Below are 20,252 nucleotides of genomic sequence, written 5' to 3'. Positions count from 1 at the left end.
CATGAGCGATCGCAGCGAAGAGGATACCGTCGCGTTTTCGGTGGAGAACCGGATCGCCTGGGTAAAATTCAATCGCCCGGAAAAGCGCAACTGCATGAGTCCAAAGCTTAACCGGCAAATGAAGAAGGTGCTGGAAGAGCTGGAATTCCGTGATGATGTCGGCGTGCTGGTGCTGACCGGTGAGGGTGAGGCGTGGACCGCCGGGATGGATCTGAAGGAATATTTCCGCGAAACCGAGGCGCAAGGCCTGTGGGCCATCCGCAAAAGCCAGCGTGAATCCTATGGCTGGTTCGAACGCCTGCGCTGGTATGAAAAGCCGACGATTGCAATGATCAACGGCTGGTGTTTCGGCGGCGGGTACGGGCCGTTGTTCGGCTGTGATATCGCCATCGCGGCCGAAGACGCGCAGTTCGGCCTGTCGGAAATCAACTGGGGCATCCTGCCTGGCGGCGGTGCCAGCAAAGTCGCGCAGGAGCTGATGCCGTTCCGCAAGGCGATGTACCATGCAATGATGGGCGAAAACCTGTCGGGCAGCGATGCTGCCGCGCAAGGCCTGGTGACCGAGGCGGTGCCCGCCGACCAGCTGCACGCGCGGGTGCAGGAAATCGCCGAGGCGCTGTTGAAAAAAGACCCCAATGCCCTGCGCGCGACCAAATGGACCATGCGTCGCGTCGTCGACATGACCTATGACAACGCACTGGAATACCAGATCCGTGCGCAGGAAGCCTTGAACGGTTTTGGCGGAGCCGCCGCGCGCAAGGAAGCGACCAAACAGTTCCTGGATGACAAGACGTTCAAACCGGGGCTGGGCACGTTTGACGCCACCAAGGTCCAGGGCTGATCAACAGTCCATATGGGGAGGAATGACATGGCGTTGGATCGTCCGCGTTTTTCACGCGATCAACTGGCGCGATTGTTGCGGCCGCAATCGATCGCGGTGGTCGGCGCCAGTGACAAGCCGGGCGCGCTGGGCGCCACGCTGATCACCAATCTGGATCGTGCCGGGTTTGCCGGCACGGTCTGGCCGATCAACCCCAAACGTGATGCCATCGGCGTGCGCAAATGCCTGGCCGGCATTGAAGACCTGCCCATGGGCGTTGATGTTGCGGTGCTGGCCATTCCGCGCCCGGCAGTGCTGGATACCGTGCGCGCACTGGCCGCGCGCGGCGTGGGCGCGGTGATCGTGTTTTCGGCCGGTTTTGCCGAAGACGGCCCCGAAGGCCTGGCCGAACAGGGCGAAATCGCGCGCATCGCGGCCGCAGCGGGCATGGTAATCGAAGGTCCGAATTGCCTGGGCCTGGTCAATCATGTCGATAAAATCCCGCTGACTTTTGTCGAAGCGTTTTGCGAACCGCCGGCCGGGCGCCGCGCGGTGGGCGTGGTGTCGCAATCGGGCGCGATGGCGGCGGTGCTGGGCACCGTGCTGATCGCGCGCGCGGTGCCGACCAGCTATTCGGTTTCCACCGGCAACGAAGCCGGCAGCGGCGTCGAAGACTATGTCGACTGGCTGATCGATGATCCCGACACACAGGTCATCGCGATGATCGTCGAACAGTTCCGCGCGCCGGCGCGGTTTCTGCACGCCGCGCAGCGTGCGCGCGCGGCAGGCAAGCCGATCGTGCTGCTGCACCCCGGCACATCCAGCGCGGCGCGCGAATCCGCCGCCACGCATACCGGGGCAATGGCGGGCGATTACCAGTTGATGCGTGCCAAAGTCGCACGCACCGGGGTTATCTTTGCCGAAACCCTGCAGGAACTGGGCGACGTGGCCGAATTGCTGGTGCGCGCCCCTGCGCTCACCCGGCCAGAGGTGGCGGTGCTGGGGGAATCCGGTGCGTTCAAGGCGATGGTGCTTGATCAGGCGGAGCGGCTGGGCCTGCCGCTGACCCCGCTCGACAACACCAATGCGCCCGGCTTGCGCGCTGCGCTGCCGCCGTTCGTGCCGGTCAGCAATCCGCTCGACATCACCGCGCAAGGGTTGAGCCAGCCGTCGATCTATACCCAGGTGTTGACCGCGCTGCTGGACGATGACCGCGTTGGTGCAATTGTCGCCGGGATCATCCAGTCCGATCCGGTCACTGCCGATATCAAGGTTCCGGCAATCCTGGCCGCGCTCGATGGCCGCGTGCTGACCAAACCGCTGATCTTCGCCGGGCTGGACGAAGGCGCGCGCATGCCCGACCATTACATCGCTGCGCTGCGCGCGGCCGGTGTGCCGTGGTTTCCCACCACCGAACGCGTGCTGGCTGCGCTGGCCCGGCTGGGCAGTTGCAATGAAGCCGCGCAAACCGCGGCGATCATACCCCTGCCGTTGCCCGCGCTGGCGGACGAGGCAGGGGTCGTGCCCGAATACCGCGCAAAAGCCCTGCTCGCCCCGCTGGGGGTGCCGTTCCCGAACGGAGCGTTTGCGGCCGACGCCGATGCGGCGGCGGCCGCCGCCGCCACGCTGGGCTATCCCGTGGCGATGAAGGCGCAGAGCCCTGCGCTCAGCCACAAGAGCGACGCGGGCGGGGTGATCCTCAATCTGTCCGATGACGATGCGGTGCGTGCGGCGTGGCAGCGCATGCATGCCAGCGTCGCCGCCTATGACGCCATGATCACGCTCGATGGCGTGCTGATAGAGGCGATGGGCCCGCGCGGCATGGAAATGATCGTCGGTGGCCGCAACGATCCCGAATGGGGCGCGGTGGTGCTGGCCGGGTTTGGCGGGGTCACCGCCGAAGTGCTGCAGGACGTGCGCCTGTTCACCCCCGACATGACCCATGCCGAAGTCATGGCCGATCTGGGCAAGCTGAAAAGCGCCGCCCTGCTGGCCGGCTGGCGCGGGGCCCCCGCGCTGGATGTGCCGGCGCTGGCTGACCTGATCGTGACCGTGGCGCGGCTGCTGCACAGCGAACCGCGTCTGGCCGAACTCGATCTCAACCCGGTGATCCTCTACCCGTCAGGCCGGGGCGTGATCGCGCTCGATGCGCTGATTCTGGCGCAATAAGGTCCAGCGCCATAACCGCCCTTGTGGCACCTCCGCGGTGCGGCGAAAACCGCGGCGTTCCAGTTCGTGGGCGATCATCACATAGTCGCTCCACGCACAAACGCCGTCGATCCGGCGGGTATTGCCCAGCCCGCTGCGGATGGTCGCCCAGCGCTGGCGGCGTTCTTCGACCAGATCGATGGTCTGCGTTGCCAGACCGGGCGCGCCGCCAAAGCGGCTGTCATGGATCGCCACATCGGCCAGTGGCATGGCGCGGGCCAGCGGGCCAAGCCCGAGCATGCCGGTCGAAACTGCGCCGGCCTTGATCAGCGCGCGTCTGCTCATGCCGGCGCGTGTGGGGTCCGCCTTCACTTGCCGCGCCCCAGGTATGCCGCCACGCTGTCGAGCTCTGCATCGGTTACATCAACGCGGGTCTGCGGCGGCATCGCGCCTTTGCCCATCCGCACCACGGCGTGGACATAGGCCGCGGTCAGATCGTCGCGGTTGGCCAGCAGCGCGGTTGCCGGGCTGGCGCCAACCGCCAGCCGTTGCTTCACCAGCAGATTGGTGCCCATGCCATAGGTCAGATGGCAATAACCGCAGTGGTTTTCAAACAAGGCCTGACCATCGCGACCCGGCGCCAGCCGGTCACCGGCCGGGGCGGGGCTGCGCATCTGATAGGGCGGTGCCGGTGGCGGATCGGCCAGCACCAGCCCCGCCGGGCCCAGGATCAGCGCGGCGCAGGCCACGATTGTTTTCATGCGCGTCATCACGCCCGGCCCTCCTGCGTCTGATCCCGGTATGCGGCTGGCCAGACGCCCTGTTTGCCCGGGGCGATAATGCCGTTGGGATCAAGCGCATCCTTTATCCGCTCGTTCAGCCGGCGCAGCGCGTGGCCGTTGAAATCGTACGTGTCCATCACCGTGTCCATCCAGCCGAGGTGCGTGCGGTATTCGCCATATCCGGCCTTGGCAGTTTCGCCGATCAGCGCGTTGAACAGCTTTTTCATATTGGCGATCTGATCGGGCTGATCGCGGTCAAACATCAGCATGTTGATATTGGTGGCAAACCGCCCGCCGATGGTGAAGCTGGCATAGAAATCAACATCGTGCGCGGCGATGATCGCGCGGCTGCGCTTCAATTGCCCCATCACGTGTTCCGCTGTTGCGGGCACCACGGGGGAAAAGCCCATGTGCGCGCCGCGCCCGCCGACCCAGTCGCTCATCTGCAACGGCACCGCCGATGGCACGCCCATGGTGATATCGACCGCGTTGGTCGGCTCGCCCGTATGCCACCAGTGTTCGGCGGGCGGCACAGCCAGATTGCGCGCTATCGCCGCGCGCACGATGTCGGCCTTGGCCCGGATCACGGTTTCATCGCCATACAGCCGCAGCGCGACCTGCCAGTACCCCAGCTTGTATTGCGCCAGCAGCTCTTTCACCCGCCATTCGGGGATCGCGCCGGGTTTGTCCCAGAAATCGTTGCGCTGGCCTTTCAGCACCATCTTGCCCAGCCAGCTGGGGATGAACACGTTCTGGTCGATCAGCCCGGCGATTTTCAGCGGCGCGATGGTGTCGATCACCCAGCCGATGTCGTCTTCATTGGGGATGTCGAACACCAGTTCCAGCGACGCGGCCGGCGCCGGTTGCAGCCACAGCCCGGCGCGGGTGACCACGCCCAGGCTCGACTGGGTAAACGCCAGGTCAAACGTCGGCCCATAGCTGAGCGGGTGCAAGTGCCAGGCGTGGTTGCCGGTCATCGCGCCCATCCCGGTGCGCACCAGATCGCCATCGGGCAGCACGACCTCAAACCCGCACAGATTGCGCGCGTGCAGGCCATAGGGGGTATAGCCGATGCCGTGTTCAAACGCGTTGCCCAGCACCGATCCCCAGGCATTGCCCGGCACCGACAGCCACAGCGGCAGTTTTTCGCGCGCGATCGCCTCATGCAGGTCAAAAAAGCTGACCCCCGGTTCCAGCACGCAGGTCGCCAGCTTCGCATCGATATCGATGATTGTGTTCATCCGGCCCAGATCGAGCACCACGCTGCCCGCCATGCGCGGCGCGGCAGTGCCATAGCCCAGGTTCTTGCCGCGCGAGACCGGCCACAGCGGCACTTTGTGCTGGTTGGCCAGCCGCACAATCGCCTGCACTTCCGCCGCCGAGGCGGGTGCGACCGCCGCCGAGGCCGGCCATTGTTCGGACGGGCCGGGGGCATAGATATCGGCATAGGCATCGCGGTCGGCGTCGGTCGACAGCACCCAGTCTTTGCCGACCACGCCGGCAAAGGCGGTCAGCGCGGCACCGAATGCCTTTGGGCTGATGCGCGGTGGCAGTACCAGTTTCATGTGCGGATTTTCCTTCAGTAACTGGACAGGATGGCCAGGCTGGGCGCATCGAGCGGCAGCCCGCGTTTGACCTTTTCCAGGTCGTCGGCGCGTGTCCTGGCTTGCGTGTCGATCAGCCAGGCGTGGATGGCGTCGGCGTCGGCGGGTTTCAGCGCTTCGTCCCAGCGCGGCATGCCCGCTGCCTGATACAGCCCGTCGAGCACGATCTGGCGGAACGCGGCATGGGTGCCTTCGTTCATGCGCCGCAAATCAGGCGTGATCGACCGCGGCTGATTGGCATGGCACAGCGCGCAGCCGACACTGTAATACAACGCCTGTCCGCGCGCGATCACGGCCGGGGTGACCCCGGGGGCCTGTGCCGGCGGCGGCGGCGCAACCTCCAGCGGGGGCAGCAGCGGCGGGACCGGCACCGGCCCGCCATCCAGCCGGAACACCAGCAGCCGGCCCTGATTGCCGCGCTGATAGGCCGCCGAATAGCGCGGCACATAGGGATAGCCACCACCACCCCAGGCCGCCATCACCGCGATATATTGCACCCCGCCCAGCCGATAGGTCATCGGCGCGGCCATGATCGAGGTGCCGGTCTGGATCGATTTCAGCACCATGCCGGTCTGCGCATCCAGCACGCGCAATTCGCCGGCAATCGTGCCATGCACCACCAGGCCCGACGCCGTGGCCAGCACCCCGGCGCGATCCTGCCAGCCCCCGGTCGGATCGGACCACAGCGTGCGCCCGGTCTGTGGATCGATCGCGCGCACATCGGCCTGCGCGGGGTTGGCCAGCACCTCTGCCCAGGCGGGCAGCGCCTTGACCGCGCTTTGCACTGGTGGCGGCAGGGATGGCAGCGCGGCGGCGAGATCCGACGTGAACACCAGCGCCGCGCCATTGTTCATCCCTTTGGCCTGATACGGCTTTGGCCCGGGCGGGACAAAGATCAGATTGCCCATGTCGAGCACCGCGCCATACCAGCGCCCGCGCGTCTGGTCATAGGCGCCGGGGTGCCAGTTGCGCGCGCCGGGGGTGGCGGGAAACACGATTTTCGGCCCGCCCGAAATATCGGCGGCGGGATCAAGCTGCGGCTCTCCGGTTTTGGTATCGACGCCCGTGGCCCAGTTGATCCGCACGATCGGATTGGCGCGCAGCACTTCGCCGGTGGCACGATCGAGCGCATAGAAAAACCCGTTTTTGGGTGCGTGCAGCACCACCGACCGGTCACGCCCGGCGATGGTCATGTGCGTCAGGATCATCGGCGCAGTGGCGTCGTAATCCCACTGGTCTTCTGGGCTTTCCTGGTAAAACCAGCGCATGCGGCCGGTTTTTGCGTCGATCGCGACGATCGATGAAACATACAGGTTGCGCCCGCCTTTGGGGCTGCGCGCGGTCAGGCTGTATGGTTCGGCATTGCCGGTGCCGACCAGCACCAACCCGGTTTCGGGGTCATAGGTGATCGCGTCCCACGGCGATCCGCCCGCGCCGATATCCCAGCGGCTGGCCGGGTCCCAGGTCTTGACCGCGGCCTCCAGCTCGGGATTGTCCTGCGGGCCCAGCGCCGGGTCCTTTGGCGTGGTATGAAACCGCCAGCGCAGTGCTCCGCTGCGGCGGTCATAGGCGCTGATATAGCCGCGCGCGTCATAGTCCGACCCGGCATTGCCCAGCACCACCAGATCACCGGCAATTTCCGGCGCGCCGGTCGATGTGGTGCCGCGGGCGTGGTCTTCGACCGTATCAACCTTCCACACCACGCTGCCGGTGCGTGCATCCAGCGCATAGAGTATGCCATCAAGCGCGCCGACATAGACGAGGCCCCCGGCCAGCACGACCCCGCGATTGGCCATGTCGCAACACACCGAACGGTTGACCTGCATGTCCACCGGCGGTTCAAACCGCCACAGTTCGCGGCCCGTGGCGGCATCAAAGGCATAGGCGCGCCCCGCCACACCGCTGGTATAGAGCACCCCGCCGACCATGACCGGCGTTGCCTCCAGCACGCGATTGGTGCCCAGTTCCGCAGCCCAGGCCAGCCCCAGCCGCGCGACATTGCCAGGGTTGATATCGGTCAGCGGCGAAAAATGCGTTTTGCCCGCATTACCGCCCGGGCTGGCCCATTCCACATCCTGCGATGCCGCCCCGGCCAGCGGCGATGCCACCAGCGCCAGCGCGATCAGGCCCGCAATGACGGGATGATGGCGGCTTTGCGCCCCTCCCCTTTGGGGAGGGGTCGGGGAAGGGTGTCCGAGGCCCGCGTTTTCGCGCTTCACACCAGCGCTGCACACCCCCACCCAACCCTCCCCCTGAGGGGGAGGGCTTTTAAGAGTTTCCCGCCCGCGTATCATCATGCTGGCACATCCCACGGGCTGGGCATGCGATAGGGCACGGTGATGAAATTGGCTTCGATCTGGCAGATCATGCCGTGGTCGATCTTGAACAGTTCGGAAATGTAAAAGCTGTGCGGCCGGCGCACCGGGCTTTTCACCGTGCGCCCGTCGGTCAGCTGATAGGTATCCAGCCGCCCCGAATGGTCGATAAACCCGAACGCCAGCACCAGCCCGCGTTCTTCATCGACCAGCGGAAACCGCCGCGCGCGCAGGGCATCGTCATAGCGGTAATTGCCCATGCGGAACTGCGCCTCGCACCCCAGTGCCGAAACCGGCACGATCTTGGCAAATTCGGGATTGTTGGTGGTCTGCACGCCGTTTTCCACCCGCTGGCAATCGGGGTGGAAACGCGTGTGAATGGTCCCGTCGTTCAATTGCAGCGTGTCAAAATACCCATCGGACAGCCGCACCAGTTCATCGCGCGGGGCAGGGGCCGTGGCATCGGATTCCAGGATCGGTTTGGTCCAGTAGCGCGGGTTTTCAAACTTTATGCCGCTGTCCGACTGGCGCACGATGCACATCTCCGCCTCGGTCACCGCGCCGCTGGCATCCACCGCCAGCCGCAGCGTAAAGCCGGATTCTTCGATCGCCTCTACCACCGTGCCGAAATAGCCGACCTGCCCGGTGCGGGTGTCGGCAAAGCGCAAGGCGTAATCGCCCAGGCCCAGAATCGTGCCCCACACTCCGTCGCCGATGTCCAGCATGACGTTGTTTTCCGACACCAGCGCGCCTGCCGCCCAATCGATCGCAGCGGCATCGCCACGGGCCAGGGCCGCCAGAAACGTGTCGAGCACGGCATAAAGCGCCTGCCGGTCCATGAACTCTCCCGAAAATTGTCGCTGTGGCCTTGTGCTGGCCACAGATTGTCCGTACCTTTGCACCGTATCAAATGTTATAAAGAGCGCAAGGCCCATGTGGCCGGTGCCGAACGGGAAAGAGGGCAAAACGATGGCGCATTCGCCGGTTGAAGAGGCCAATCTGCGCCACGTTCTGGCGATGTACCAGGCCGTGTTGATCGCGCTCGACGCGTCACGGGTGGATGATTTTATTGCGCCCCACTATGTGCAGCACAGCACTCTGGCCGAACCGGGGGTGGCCGCGCTCAAACGCTGGCTGAATGACCGGCGCGCGGATTCGCCCGATGCGCGGCAGACCATCCACCGCGCGTTTGTCGATGCTGACCATGTCATCGTGCATGTGCATGTCTGCCGCTGGCCGGGCGATCGCGGGCTGGCGGTGGTCGATATCTTTCGCCTGGAACATGGTATGATCGTCGAACACTGGGATGTGCTGCAGGATGTGCCGGAATATCCCGTCAATCCCAACCCGATGTTCTGATGCGATGAAAAAGGAAATCACGATGCGTTTTGCCCTTGCACTCGCTCTCGCCGTCTTGCCGGTTCCGGCCCTGGCCGAACCCTGCACTTCGACGCCGAAACAGATCGTCAGCAGTTTTCTCGACCTGTTCTATGGCCAGCACGCGGTGCGGGAGGCGTTCATGACGTATGTCGATCCCGGCTATATTCAGCACAACCCGTACGCTGCGACCGGGCGCGACGCGGCGCTGGCGTTTCTGGAGCCGTTCGCGGCATCGCACCCCGAACAGCATGCCGAGGTCAAGCGCGTGATTGCGGAGGGCGACATGGTGGTGGCGCACAGCTTTGTGCGGTGGACGCGCGACGATCGCGGCGCGGCGGTGGTCGATATCTTTCGCGTGGCCAATTGCAAGGTGGTCGAACACTGGGATGTGCTGCAACCCGTTCCGGAGAAATCTGCCAATGCCAACACCATGTTCTGACCGCACGCGTTTTGCCGGCAAGGCGGTGGTGATCCTGGGCGGCAACGCCGGGATCGGGCTGGCGGCGGCGCGGCTGTTTGCGGGCGAGGGTGCCATGCTGGCCCTGACCGGGCGCAATGCCGAAACACTGGCGGCGGCGGGGGACGAAACCGGCGCGATCACGCACGTGGCCGACATGGGCGATGTGGCCGCCAGCACGGCGGCGCTGACGGCGATCGGCGCCGCGCTGGGGCCGATCGACGTGCTGTTTGTCAACGCCGGGGTCGGCGGGTTTGCGCCAGTGGCAGAGGTTTCCCAGGCGTTCTGGGATGGCATTCACGACGTCAATCTGCGCGGCGCGTTTTTCGCGATTCAGGCGGCGCTGCCGCTGCTGCGCGATGGCGGGGCGATCGTGGTGACCGGGTCGATCGGATCGGTCGCGGCGGTACCGGGCAATGTCGCCTATGCCGCGGCCAAGGCCGGCCTGCGCGCGGTGGTGCGGATCGTGGCAAAGGAACTGTTGCCGCGCGGCATCCGCGTGAACATGATCAGCCCCGGCCCGACCGACACCGAAATCTTCAAACGCGATGCCGCCCCGGCGGACGTGGCCGCGATGCGCAGCATGTTTGCCGATGTGGTGCCGATCGGCCGCATGGGTTCATCCGAAGAAGTCGCCCGCGCGGCGCTGTTTCTGGCCAGTACCGAGGCCAGTTTCATCAACGGTGTCGATCTTTACGTCGATGGCGGCTGCCTGGAACTGAGCTGACGCGAATATCCTCCCCGAAACAGGCAGGATCAGAGGCCCGCGGGCACTGCGTCCAGCAGCATGGTTTTCATTTCCAGATAGGGCAGCAAACCTTCCGGCCCGCCTTCGCGGCCGATGCCCGATTGTTTGAAGCCGCCAAACGGCAGGCCGAAATCCATGCGCAGCCCGTTCTGGCCAAACCCGCCGGTGCGGATGCGGCGGCCGATGTCCCAGGCGGCCTGCGCATCGTGGGTCAGCACCGATCCGTTCAGGCCATAGGCGCTGTCGTTGGCGATGCGCACCGCGTGGTCTTCGTCATCGGCGGGGATCAGGCACAGCACCGGGCCGAATATTTCCTCCTGCGCGATGCGGCTGGCGTTGTCGACATCGGCAAACAGCGTCGGTTCAATGAAATAGCCGACATTCAGATGCGCCGGGCGCGCGCCGCCGGTCACCAGCCGCGCGGTGCGGCGGCCTTCGTCGATATAGCTTTCAACGCGTTCCAGCTGGCGCTTCATCGCCAGCGGCCCAAGCTGGGTGGCCGGATCGTCGCTGTGGCCAATGCGCACCGCCCGCATTTCACCGGCGATCGCCGCGGCCAGTTCGTCATGCCGCGCGCGGGGAACAATCACCCGGCTCAGCATGGCGCAGACCTGCCCGCTCAGCATCGTGATCGTGCCGGTCAACAGCCGCGCAGCATCGGCAATCGCAAAATCGTCGCGCAGGATCGCCGCCGATTTGCCGCCCAGTTCCAGCGTGCAGCGCGCCATGCGCCCGGCGCAGACGGTGGCGATGCGTTTGCCCGCCAGCGTCGATCCGGTAAAGCTGACTTTGTCGACACCGGGGTTGCACACCAGGTGGTCGCTGGCCTCTCGATGTGCGGGCACCAGGTTGACCACGCCGGGCGGAATGCCCGCAGCCTCTGCCGCTTCGGCAATCAGATAGGCCTCCAGCGGGGTTTCGGGTGACGGCTTCATGATCACCGTGCATCCGGTCAGCAGCGCATAGGCGACCTTGTTGGCCATGATCCCGAACGGACCGTTCCATGGTGCGATCGCGGCAACCACGCCGACCGGCTCGTGCACGACCAGCGCACAGGCCGCCGCCTGGCTCGGACGTTGTTCGACAAACGCGAAACTTTCTGCAAACCCGGCGATCTGGCGCAGCGCCATGATGCTGCCGGCGTGCATCGGCCCGGCAAAGCTGGCCAGGCCGCCCATCTGCGCGCTCCATGCGCACGCCAGTTCGGGCACGCGCGGTTCCAGATGGTCGATCATGCGGTGGAACGCGGCAATGCGTGCGTTGGGCGGGGTCTTGCTCCAAGGCCCGTGGTCAAACGCCTGGCGCGCGGCGGCGACTGCGGCGTCCATATCGGTTTCGTCCGCTTCGGCCACGCGCGCGACCACCTGTTCGGTGTCGGGTGACACCAGTTCGATCAGGCGGCCGCTGTGTGCGGGCACCCAGGCGCCGCCGATGTACAGGTGTTCGGGATGGGCGATGCAGACGCCGGTGGGCAAAAGGGTCATGGCTATCAATCCTGTGCTGGCGGGGGCAGCGCGCATTCAACGCGCTCGATCCGGCCATTGCGGGTGGTGTAGAAAATGAACTGGCGGATGACCTGCACTTCGCCCGCGCGGATCGGAAAGAACCCGGTGGCGCCGTGCGCGTCAAGTTCCGCGCGGGATACGTCGCGCAATGCCTCTATCCGCACATCCGCATCGATCGCGGTGCAGGTTGCCGATGCGGCAAAGGCGCGGACGGCCACGCTTTCGATCACCAGTGAATGCAACCAGCTGTAAAACTGTTTCAATTCCGCGCGCGAGGTGATGACAATGCCGAAAAATTCCATGTGCGGCGGATCGACATAGAAATCGGCGACCGCATCGTAATCGCGCGCATTGAACGCGGTCAGATAGCGGTCATAGGCCGCACGATCGAGCATGTCGGTCATGGCGCCGGTCATGGCGCCCATTCCTTTCCGGTGACGGGATTGGGATAATGATAGGGTGGCACAAACACCCCGGGATAGCTTTCGTAATCGACCGTCTGCGGCGCGTCTGGCGGAAACTGGGGCAGGGGGGTGCCCATCGGCACGCCGCCCGCGGCAATGCCCAGGTGCCAATCGGCATAATAGGTCACGAAACAGTGCAGCCGGGCGATTTTCCACACACCGCCTTCGCGCAGATAGGCGTTTTCATAGGTCGCCTCACCCACCAGCGCGCGGCCGGTCTGGCCCTGGGCGTTGGGCACCGCCACCTCCATGATCGCGCGCCAGCGGCCCAGCGCAGTTTCGCCGTGCAGCGTTACCAGCGGTTGCAACTGCATATGGTTGAACACCGCGCCGGGCACCAGCGGCGGCAGGCATTTCAGATAAGTGCGGATGCGGTCCTGCCCCCGATACAACCCGCGGCCGGCGATTTCGAGCGTGGCGTCACGCGCAAACAGATCGGCCGCTTCGTCCCACTGCGCCTTGTCGACATAATAGCCATAGGCGGTCTGCAGGCGGATGACCGCGCGTTCCTCCTCGATCAGCGCGATGCGCAGGGCCAGATCGGCCCGGTCGCCATTGTGCCCGCTGTCAGCCGCAGCCGTGGTCATAAGTCCCCCTTCCAGCGTTGTTTAATTATAACATATGATAACATTATCGGCAGTCCGCCGCAACGCAGAAAGGGGCGGCCGTTGCCGACCGCCCCTTCCCGTGATTACCCTTGTTGGCCAATGCGCAGGCGTCAGAACTTGCGCTTGATCGACAGGTTGAATTCGCGCGGACGACCAACCGTGCCATAGACGAAACCGGCGCTGGCGTAGAGGTCGAACGTGCTGGTCAGATAGTTCTTGTTGGCCAGATTGGTGGCAACGGCTGCCACCTCCCACGACTTGTCCGACGAAACCCACGTCAGGCGCGCGTTGACCAGCGTATAGGCCGGCAGCACGTTGGTCGCCGCGTTCAGCACGTTGGTATATTCAAAGTCCTGATGGGTGACGTCGATGCGCGGGGTTACCGATCCTTCGCCAGCGGTCGGGATCATGTACTGTGCACCGAATGCCCACTTGGTGTGCTGCGGGATGCCGGGAGCGACCGAATTGCCGGTGATCCCGGTGGTTGGATTGATGTTCTTGTATTTGAAATCGATGTAGCTGAACGAACCGTCGATGGTCAGGCCAGCGACCGGGTGCAGCACGGTTTCAATTTCGATGCCCTTGATCCGTGCGTTGCCCGCGTTGACTGGCAGCGCGCACAGGAACCCGAACGGCGCGGGCGAGAACTGCGGGCAGCTCAGCAGTGTGGCCTGCAATTGCGACACGTCGTTGATATAGCCCGACAGGTTCAGCGTAACCTTGCGGTCGAGAAACGACGTTTTGAGGCCGATTTCATAGGCTTTGAGCTGTTCCGGCCCAAACGTCTGCAACTGGCAGTTCGGGGCGGGCGAGCCGGCCGGTCCGCAGGTGGTGCCGGGGCCAAACGGGTTGGGGCCAAAGAACGGGCGCGGGTTGGTGCCGCCGCCCTTGAACCCGGTCGAATAGTTGGCATAGGCAATAATATCGCGGGTAAATTTATAGCTCAGGTTGGCGCGATAATCCCAGTGATTGCCGGAATAGGTCGACGATTGGCCGTTGACCGATCCGATCAGGCCGGCGGGGTGAATGCCATCGGCACCCAGGCGCGAATAGGTATAGGTCTTGTCTTCCTTGGTGTACCGAACGCCGCCGTTGAAATCGAGCCCGGGAATGATGTGGAACACGCCGTTGACAAACGCCGCCTTTGAACTGGCATCGACCGGGTCGTTGCCATAGAATTCCAGCCCGCCGGCATAGTTGAGCAGCTGGTGCGTGGGATAAGTGGTCTTCTGCTTGAAATAGTATCCACCCACGGTGTATTCAAAAATCTTGTTAGCGCCGATCGATCCTGACAGGCGCAGTTCTTCGCTGACCTGATGCTGGAACAGGTGTTCAAATCCCAGCGAGACTTGTGCGGGTGAACTGTCGTTGTCTTCGGAATAGGTCGTGTCAAATGCGCGATAGGCGGTGATCGATTTGATCGCCATCGTGTCGTTCAGCGCCCAGTCGATCGTGGCTGCCAGGCCCCAGCTGGTGGTATAGCTGTGGTCCGGCGCAGACAGCGTGCGGCCGTTGATGGTGTCGGTACGATTGGCGTACGTTACATAAGGATCGGTGGGGATGAACCCGGAATTGAGGAAGATCTTGCCGCCGGTAACCGGATCGACACCGCCAACCACCGCGCACGATGAACAGCCCTTGGCCAGCGCATCGTTCACCTGCAACAGCCGCGTTGCTGCCACTTGCGAGGTGTCGCGGGTATAGTCCGCAACTGCGTTCACTTCGACCCTGCTGCCAGCCGGGGCATAGCGCAGTGCGAGGCGGCCCGCCGCATAGGACTTGCCGCCCTGCCGCCCGGTAACGCAGCCGGTGCCATTGGCCGCAGTGGTCGATGGCACGCCGCTGGCGGGGAAGACGCAGCCGTAATCTTCGCGGTACATATAGCCCTGGTCGTCATGCGCGACGCCGGAAATGCGCGCCCACAACGCGTCCTTCAGCAGGGTGAGATTGGCACCGGCGCGGAAATCGATCGCCTTGTAGCTGCCATAGCCGACCGTGGCATAGCCATCGGTATCGGGCCCCGGCTTTTTCGAATACATCTTGATCGAACCGCCTTCGGAATTGCGTCCCGACAGCGTGCCCTGCGGCCCGCGCAGCACTTCGACCCGGTCAAGGTCGATCAGCCCCATGTTCGACCCCATCAGCGATGCATAATAAACATCGTCGATATAGATGCCGACGCCGGGTTCCAGCGCGGGGTCAAAATCGCCCTGGCCGACGCCGCGGATGGTGGCCGCCATCGATGGGCCAAACGCGCCGCCAAGATCGGTCAGCTGCACACTGGGCGCCTGCTTGCCGATATCGACCAGGCTGGACTGGCTGCGAGCCTCCAGCGTGGCGCCAGTGATGGCGGTGATCGCGATCGGCGTATCCTGCACCTTTTCACGGCGGAACTGCGCAGTGACGATGATTTCTTCGACAGATGGCGCGGTGTTTGCCGCCGGGGTGGGTGCAGCATCGGCCGCAAGTGCCGGCGTGGAAAGTGCCGTGCCGAGCGCCAGACCAAGCAGCGAAACGCCGGTCAACGATCTGGCGGTGATCTGTCCGTTGCGCAGCAAACGGGTGCTGGCGGCAAGCGCCATCCTTTCAGCGTGCATCTCTTGTTCCCTCTCATCTGGGAAGCCTCGTTCGACAGGGCCCCTACTTTTTGTAGGTAGTACATACGAAGTTAAGCTTTGCAAGCGGTCTCGTCGCAAATGACGGTTTTGCGCCATCTGCTGCTGCAAAAAGGTCACATATGATAATTTTATGGCAGCGCTGGCCGGGCACTGACCAGGGGCGAAACGCTGTTCGCGGCCAATCAGACCGGATGTCTGCGCCGGGGTGATTCGTTCTGGCCCGCTGCGTCGGGCTGGCGAACCGGGCGCCCGCCCGACTTGCGCCGCTGTCGCTGTGGCGCGCACAATTGCTGCACCCTTTTCCGGTTGCAACGCTCGCCGAATTTTGTATGTCTTGCCTACAAATAAGGCGCTGTCACCCGTGCCGGCAGCGAACCCGCGAATACGAGAGGATGACCGATGAACGCCATTGCCCGGGCAGCAATGTCCAGCCCGCCTGTTCGCAGGCCATTGGGCGTCGGCCGGGCATTGGGCCGCGGGCCGGGCTGCGCACAGATCAAGGCCTGTCCCGCAACCGGGACGGCGATCATCCAGTTTTGATGCTGTGCCGGTTCGTGACGGGGGTTGCCCTTGCGTCGGACCGGCGGTTAGTTGCCAGGGCGTAAACTGTGCCTTGCCGGAGTTTTGACAATGCCGATTGACCTGTCCCGCATTTCCGCCATCGATGTCCATGTTCATGCCGAAGTGTCGTGCCACGACCCGGAGGACCCGGTGATGGGGCAATTTTTTGACGCCGCCAGCGCCTATTTCAAGGCGCCGCGTGAGCGCCCGAAAATGCCGGAAATCATCGAACTGTACCGCGAACAGCAGATCGCGTTCTGCATGTTCACGGTCGATTGCGAAAGCGGCATCGGCGCCAAACGCGTATCGAATTACGAAGTGGCCGAACTGGCCGGCGCCAACAGCGATATTTGCATCCCGTTTGCATCGATCGACCCGCACAAGGGCAAGCTGGGCGCCCGTGAAGCGCGCGATCTGGTCGAAAATTACGGTGTGCGCGGATTCAAATTCCACCACATCATGCAAAATTGCCTGCCGGCCGACCAGATGGGCTATCCCATCTATGAAGTGATCAACCATTACAAACTGCCGGCGATTTTCCACACCGGGCATTCGGGCATGGGCACCGGCATGCGCGGCGGTGGCGGGGTGCGGCTGAAATATGGTCAGCCGATGCTGGTCGACGATGTCGCGGTTGATTTTCCCGACATGAAAATCATCCTGGCGCACCCGAGCTGGCCGTGGGTGGATGAAAGCCTGTCGATGGCGCTGCACAAGGACAATGTGTTCATCGATCTGTCGGGGTGGAGCCCGAAGTATTTTCAGCCGCAGATCATCCAGTACGCCAACACCCAGCTGAAGCACAAGATGCTGTTCGGCAGTGATTTTCCGCTGATCCATCCGGCCAAATGGCTCGATGCGGCACGCAAAGTGGGGTTCAAGGACGAAGTTCTGCCGCTGATCATGAAAGACAATGCCGCGCGCGTGCTGGGTCTGGTCTGACGCGGTGGATTTCGGCGGCCGCCATGCGCTGGTAACCGGCGGCTCGACCGGGATCGGTCTGGCCGCCGCGCAACTGCTGGCGGCGCGCGGCGCGCGGGTGTCGATCATCGCGCGCAATCCGGATCGGCTGGAGGTGGCACGCGCGTTGATCGCGGATGACGGCGGCACGGTTTGCGCCGTGGCCGCCGATGTTGCCGATGCCGCCGCACAGGATCACGCGATCGACCGGGCTGAATCCGCGTTTGGCCCGGTCGAACTGGTGTTTGCCAATGCCGGCACGGGCGGTGCGTTCGGGCCATTGACCGCCTATGCCGATGCCATGTTCGAACAGGTTATGGTGACCAACCTGACATCGGTATTCCGCCTGTTGCGCCGGCTGTTGCCCGGCATGCTGGAGCGTGGGTGCGGCAGCGTTGTCGTTACCGGCAGCCTGGCGAGCGTGCGCGGAATGCCAATGAACCCTGCCTATGTCGCGTCAAAACATGGGGTTATGGGTTTGGCTATGGCCGCCGCTGCCGAAGGCGCACCCGCCGGGGTGCGCGTCAATTGCGTGCTGCCAGGGTTTATCGACACCCCCATGCTGCACCAGCTGGGCGATGATCCCGCTGCGCTGCGGGCACGACTGGGTGCCAATGTGCCGCAGGGCCGGGTGGGCAGTGCACGCGAAGCGGCCGAACTGGTCGCATTCCTGCTGTCCGACGCAGCCAGCCATATCACCGCCCAGACGATCGCGGTCGATGGCGGAATTTTGGGCACATTGATGCCACGACTATAACGGGAGAGTACCCATGAGCCTGGTCTATTACCACGCCGAACCGGCGGCCAATTCGTTGAAATCGATGATCTGCCTTAAGGAAAAGGGGCTCGATTTCGAAAGCCGCTATGTCGATCTGCACAAGTTTGAACAGCATTCCGAATGGTTTGTGGCGATCAATCCCGAAGGTCAGGTGCCGGTGCTGGTGCACGACGGCGCGGTGATCACCCAGACCAGCGTGATCAACGAATATCTTGAAGACGTGTTTCCTGCTGTGCCGCTGCGCCCCGCCGATGCGGTGGGCAAGGCGCGCATGCGCACCTGGAACAAGTTCGTCGACGAACACGTGATGAACTATGTTTCCATGCATGGCTGGCACCGCATGGTCGGCGTGATCGCGCGCAGTATCGACAGCGGTGAATTCGAAAAGCTGGTCGAACGCATCCCGCTGCCCGACCAGCGCAAGAAATGGCAGACCGCGCGTTCGGGCTTTTCCGAAGCCGATCTGGCGCACGCCACCGACAAGATCGTTTATGCCTGCGCCAAAATCGAAGCGCACCTGGCCGAAAATGTGTGGCTGGCGGGCGACATGTTCACCACCGCCGATGCCAATTTCTATTCGATGTGCGGGATGATGGTCGAACGCATGTTCCCCGAACTGGAAGTGGCGAAAAACTATCCGCGGGTAATCGACTGGCGCGAACGCATGAACGCGCGGCCGGGGGTCAGGGCAGCGCTGGAAATGCCCGATCATACCAATCCGGCCTTGCGCACCTGGACCGGGCACGTGCGGTAAACCACGGACATGGCAACCTTTGTTCTGATTCATGGGTCGTGGCACGGCGGTTGGTGCTTTGATGGGGTACGCGCCCTGCTCGAAGCCGCCGGCCACGCCGTGATCACCCCCGATCTGCCCGGCATGGGCGGTGATGAGGCCGCGCTGGCGGCGGTCACGCTGGACGGCTGGGCGCAGTTTGCCGCCGACCTGTGCCGTGACGCGCCACAACGGCCGGTCATTCTGGCCGGGCACAGCCGTGGCGGTCTGGTGATCAGCCAGGCGGCAGAACTTGCGCCCGATGCGATCGATGCGCTGGTCTATATCTGCGCGATGATGCTGCCCGATGGCATGTCGCGCGCAGAGTTCAAAACGCTGGAACTGCCCAACCCCGCGTTCAACGCGCTGATAACGCCGGTGGCCGGGGGGAATGGCACGCGCATCACCGGGGCCGATCCGGGATCGGTGTTTGCGCAACTGTCCCCGCCCGACGCGGTGGCCGATGCCATGGCGCGGCTGGTTGATGAACCGCACGGGCCCCGATCAACGCCCATGCAGCTGACGCCCGAACGGTTTGGCCAGGTGCCGCGCGTCTATATCGAATGCACCGATGACCGTACCATCCCGCTCACCAGCCAGCGGCGCATGCAGCAACTGGTGCCCGGCGCACGCGTGGAAACGCTGTGGGCCGATCACAGCCCCTTTCTGTCGCGCCCCGAAGCGCTGGCGGCGATGCTGCTGGCGCTCACTTAAAGCCCCGCCCCTCAGGGGAGGGGCTGGGGAGGGGTGTCCGGCGGCCGAATTGTCGCACGTCACATCAGCGTCAGACACCCCCACCCAACCCTCCCCCTGAGGGGGAGGGCTTTTTTGTTTTATTTCAATCCCTGAACACCACGGTGCGGGTGCCGTTGACCAGCACGCGGTCTTCCAGATGCAGCCGCACCGCTTCGGCCAGCACGCGGCGTTCGATGTCGCGACCCTTGCGCACCAGATCGTCCGGGCTGTGGGCGTGGCTGATCGCCTCGACATCCTGGTGGATGATCGGCCCTTCATCAAGATCGGTGGTCACATAATGCGCGGTCGCGCCGATCATCTTCACCCCGCGTGCATGCGCCTGGTGATAGGGTTTGGCGCCCTTGAACCCGGGCAGAAACGAATGGTGGATGTTGATGCAACGGCCATTCAGAAACGCCGACATGTCGTCCGACAGAATTTGCATATAACGCGCCAGCACCACCAGCTCGGCGCCGCTGGCGGTGACCACATCGCGAATCTGCGCTTCCTGCTGCGGCTTGGTGTCGCGGGTGATCGGGAAATGGTAATAGGGGATGTCGCCGATCAGCGTGATCGCCAGCGCTTCACGCGGGTGGTTGCCGACAATGCCGACCACATCCATGTTCAATTCGCCAATGCGGTTGCGATAGAGCAGGTCGCCCAGGCAATGGTCGAACTTGCTCACCAGCAGCAGCACCTTGCGCCGGGCGGCCTTTTCGCGCAGCGCCCAGCGCATGTCATATTGCGCGGCAAGACTTTCAAATCCCTGGCTTATCTGCATCAGATCTGATCCGCGCGGATCGAATTCGACGCGCATGAAGAATGTTCCTTCAATCACGTCATTGAATTGCTTGGCCTCGACGATATTGGCCCCGGCGCCGGCCAGATAGCCGGTGACGGCGGCGGTGATGCCGGGCAAGTCGCGGCACGACAGCGACAGAATCTGGTGCCGGGGTTGTGAAATCAGGCTCATGGGGTGCAGCTCTCCTGTTGGCCG

The 20,252-nt window shown here is 63.9% G+C and carries 19 protein-coding genes; 9 read left to right on the top strand and 10 right to left on the bottom strand.

The window, feature by feature from the left end:
- Position 1 precedes the first annotated feature (1 nt).
- Together ABWP89_RS01970 and ABWP89_RS01965 are read left to right on the top strand one after the other, a co-directional pair.
- Positions 2–841 (top strand): p-hydroxycinnamoyl CoA hydratase/lyase, encoded by an 840-nt coding sequence (locus ABWP89_RS01970; protein ID WP_353226804.1) that lies wholly within the window; start codon positions 2–4, stop codon positions 839–841.
- A 27-nt stretch (positions 842–868) separates the two neighbouring features.
- On the top strand, positions 869–2,989 hold the full coding sequence (locus ABWP89_RS01965) for an acetate--CoA ligase family protein (RefSeq protein ID WP_353226803.1): 2,121 nt from the start codon (positions 869–871) through the stop codon (positions 2,987–2,989).
- On the opposite strand, the gene ABWP89_RS01960 is transcribed toward ABWP89_RS01965, so the two are convergent.
- The 5 genes from ABWP89_RS01960 to ABWP89_RS01940 form a co-directional block, all read right to left on the bottom strand.
- Positions 2,942–3,313, bottom strand: a complete 372-nt coding sequence (locus tag ABWP89_RS01960) for a hypothetical protein (RefSeq protein ID WP_353226802.1) — start codon at positions 3,311–3,313, stop codon at positions 2,942–2,944. The two genes, ABWP89_RS01965 and ABWP89_RS01960, sit on opposite strands and share 48 nt — an antisense overlap.
- Before the next feature lie 23 nt (positions 3,314–3,336).
- A complete protein-coding gene (locus tag ABWP89_RS01955) occupies positions 3,337–3,738 on the bottom strand; it encodes a c-type cytochrome (protein WP_353226800.1) in 402 nt (133 codons plus the stop codon).
- Positions 3,738–5,315, bottom strand: coding sequence for an FAD-binding oxidoreductase (locus ABWP89_RS01950; RefSeq protein ID WP_353226798.1), 1,578 nt, complete (start codon positions 5,313–5,315; stop codon positions 3,738–3,740). The genes ABWP89_RS01955 and ABWP89_RS01950 overlap by 1 nt, the downstream gene beginning before the upstream one ends.
- Positions 5,316–5,329: 14 nt before the next feature.
- Positions 5,330–7,462, bottom strand: coding sequence for an outer membrane protein assembly factor BamB family protein (locus ABWP89_RS01945; RefSeq protein WP_353226797.1), 2,133 nt, complete (start codon positions 7,460–7,462; stop codon positions 5,330–5,332).
- 185 nt (positions 7,463–7,647) lie between these two features.
- Positions 7,648–8,508, bottom strand: coding sequence for a DUF8021 domain-containing protein (locus ABWP89_RS01940; protein ID WP_353226796.1), 861 nt, complete (start codon positions 8,506–8,508; stop codon positions 7,648–7,650).
- Between the two features lie 130 nt (positions 8,509–8,638).
- Between ABWP89_RS01940 and ABWP89_RS01935 the strand changes: the two genes are divergently transcribed.
- The 3 genes from ABWP89_RS01935 to ABWP89_RS01925 are packed head-to-tail and all read left to right on the top strand — an operon-like array spanning position 8,639 to position 10,233.
- Positions 8,639–9,028 (top strand): nuclear transport factor 2 family protein, encoded by a 390-nt coding sequence (locus ABWP89_RS01935; protein ID WP_353226794.1) that lies wholly within the window; start codon positions 8,639–8,641, stop codon positions 9,026–9,028.
- 22 nt (positions 9,029–9,050) lie between these two features.
- Positions 9,051–9,488 carry a nuclear transport factor 2 family protein gene (locus ABWP89_RS01930; protein WP_353226792.1) on the top strand — a complete coding sequence of 146 codons (438 nt, stop codon included), beginning with the start codon at positions 9,051–9,053 and terminating at the stop codon, positions 9,486–9,488.
- Positions 9,469–10,233 (top strand): SDR family oxidoreductase, encoded by a 765-nt coding sequence (locus ABWP89_RS01925; protein WP_353226790.1) that lies wholly within the window; start codon positions 9,469–9,471, stop codon positions 10,231–10,233. The genes ABWP89_RS01930 and ABWP89_RS01925 overlap by 20 nt, the downstream gene beginning before the upstream one ends.
- Positions 10,234–10,262: 29 nt before the next feature.
- Here the strand turns inward: ABWP89_RS01925 and ABWP89_RS01920 are convergent, their stop codons facing one another.
- The 4 genes from ABWP89_RS01920 to ABWP89_RS01905 all read right to left on the bottom strand — a co-directional run bounded on the left by ABWP89_RS01920 (position 10,263) and on the right by ABWP89_RS01905 (position 15,428).
- Complete coding sequence (locus ABWP89_RS01920; RefSeq protein WP_353226788.1) at positions 10,263–11,738, bottom strand: aldehyde dehydrogenase; 1,476 nt, start codon at positions 11,736–11,738, stop codon at positions 10,263–10,265.
- Positions 11,739–11,743: 5 nt separating this feature from the next.
- The gene (locus ABWP89_RS01915; RefSeq protein WP_353226786.1) at positions 11,744–12,175 is read right to left on the bottom strand and encodes a nuclear transport factor 2 family protein; all 432 of its coding nucleotides are present in this window, start codon (positions 12,173–12,175) and stop codon (positions 11,744–11,746) included.
- Complete coding sequence (locus ABWP89_RS01910; protein ID WP_353226785.1) at positions 12,172–12,810, bottom strand: nuclear transport factor 2 family protein; 639 nt, start codon at positions 12,808–12,810, stop codon at positions 12,172–12,174. The genes ABWP89_RS01915 and ABWP89_RS01910 overlap by 4 nt, the downstream gene beginning before the upstream one ends.
- Before the next feature lie 131 nt (positions 12,811–12,941).
- Positions 12,942–15,428, bottom strand: a complete 2,487-nt coding sequence (locus ABWP89_RS01905; protein ID WP_353226783.1) for a TonB-dependent receptor — start codon at positions 15,426–15,428, stop codon at positions 12,942–12,944.
- 651 nt (positions 15,429–16,079) lie between these two features.
- Between ABWP89_RS01905 and ABWP89_RS01900 the strand changes: the two genes are divergently transcribed.
- The 4 genes from ABWP89_RS01900 to ABWP89_RS01885 are packed head-to-tail and all read left to right on the top strand — an operon-like array spanning position 16,080 to position 19,234.
- Positions 16,080–16,952 carry an amidohydrolase family protein gene (locus tag ABWP89_RS01900; RefSeq protein ID WP_353226781.1) on the top strand — a complete coding sequence of 291 codons (873 nt, stop codon included), beginning with the start codon at positions 16,080–16,082 and terminating at the stop codon, positions 16,950–16,952.
- On the top strand, positions 16,924–17,727 hold the full coding sequence (locus tag ABWP89_RS01895; protein ID WP_353226779.1) for an SDR family NAD(P)-dependent oxidoreductase: 804 nt from the start codon (positions 16,924–16,926) through the stop codon (positions 17,725–17,727). The genes ABWP89_RS01900 and ABWP89_RS01895 overlap by 29 nt, the downstream gene beginning before the upstream one ends.
- 13 nt (positions 17,728–17,740) lie before the next feature.
- On the top strand, positions 17,741–18,502 hold the full coding sequence (locus ABWP89_RS01890) for a glutathione S-transferase family protein (RefSeq protein WP_353226778.1): 762 nt from the start codon (positions 17,741–17,743) through the stop codon (positions 18,500–18,502).
- Positions 18,503–18,511: 9 nt separating this feature from the next.
- On the top strand, positions 18,512–19,234 hold the full coding sequence (locus tag ABWP89_RS01885; protein ID WP_353226776.1) for an alpha/beta fold hydrolase: 723 nt from the start codon (positions 18,512–18,514) through the stop codon (positions 19,232–19,234).
- A 124-nt stretch (positions 19,235–19,358) separates the two neighbouring features.
- Here ABWP89_RS01885 and purU read toward each other — a convergent pair whose 3' ends face one another.
- Positions 19,359–20,228: a formyltetrahydrofolate deformylase gene (purU, locus tag ABWP89_RS01880; protein WP_353226775.1), complete on the bottom strand. Its 870-nt coding sequence runs from the start codon at positions 20,226–20,228 to the stop codon at positions 19,359–19,361.
- Positions 20,229–20,252 lie beyond the last annotated feature (24 nt).

It is taken from the genome of Novosphingobium sp. (assembly GCF_040398825.1).
In the GTDB taxonomy this organism is placed as follows: domain Bacteria; phylum Pseudomonadota; class Alphaproteobacteria; order Sphingomonadales; family Sphingomonadaceae; genus Novosphingobium.
This window is presented reverse-complemented; position numbering and strand designations above follow the sequence as displayed.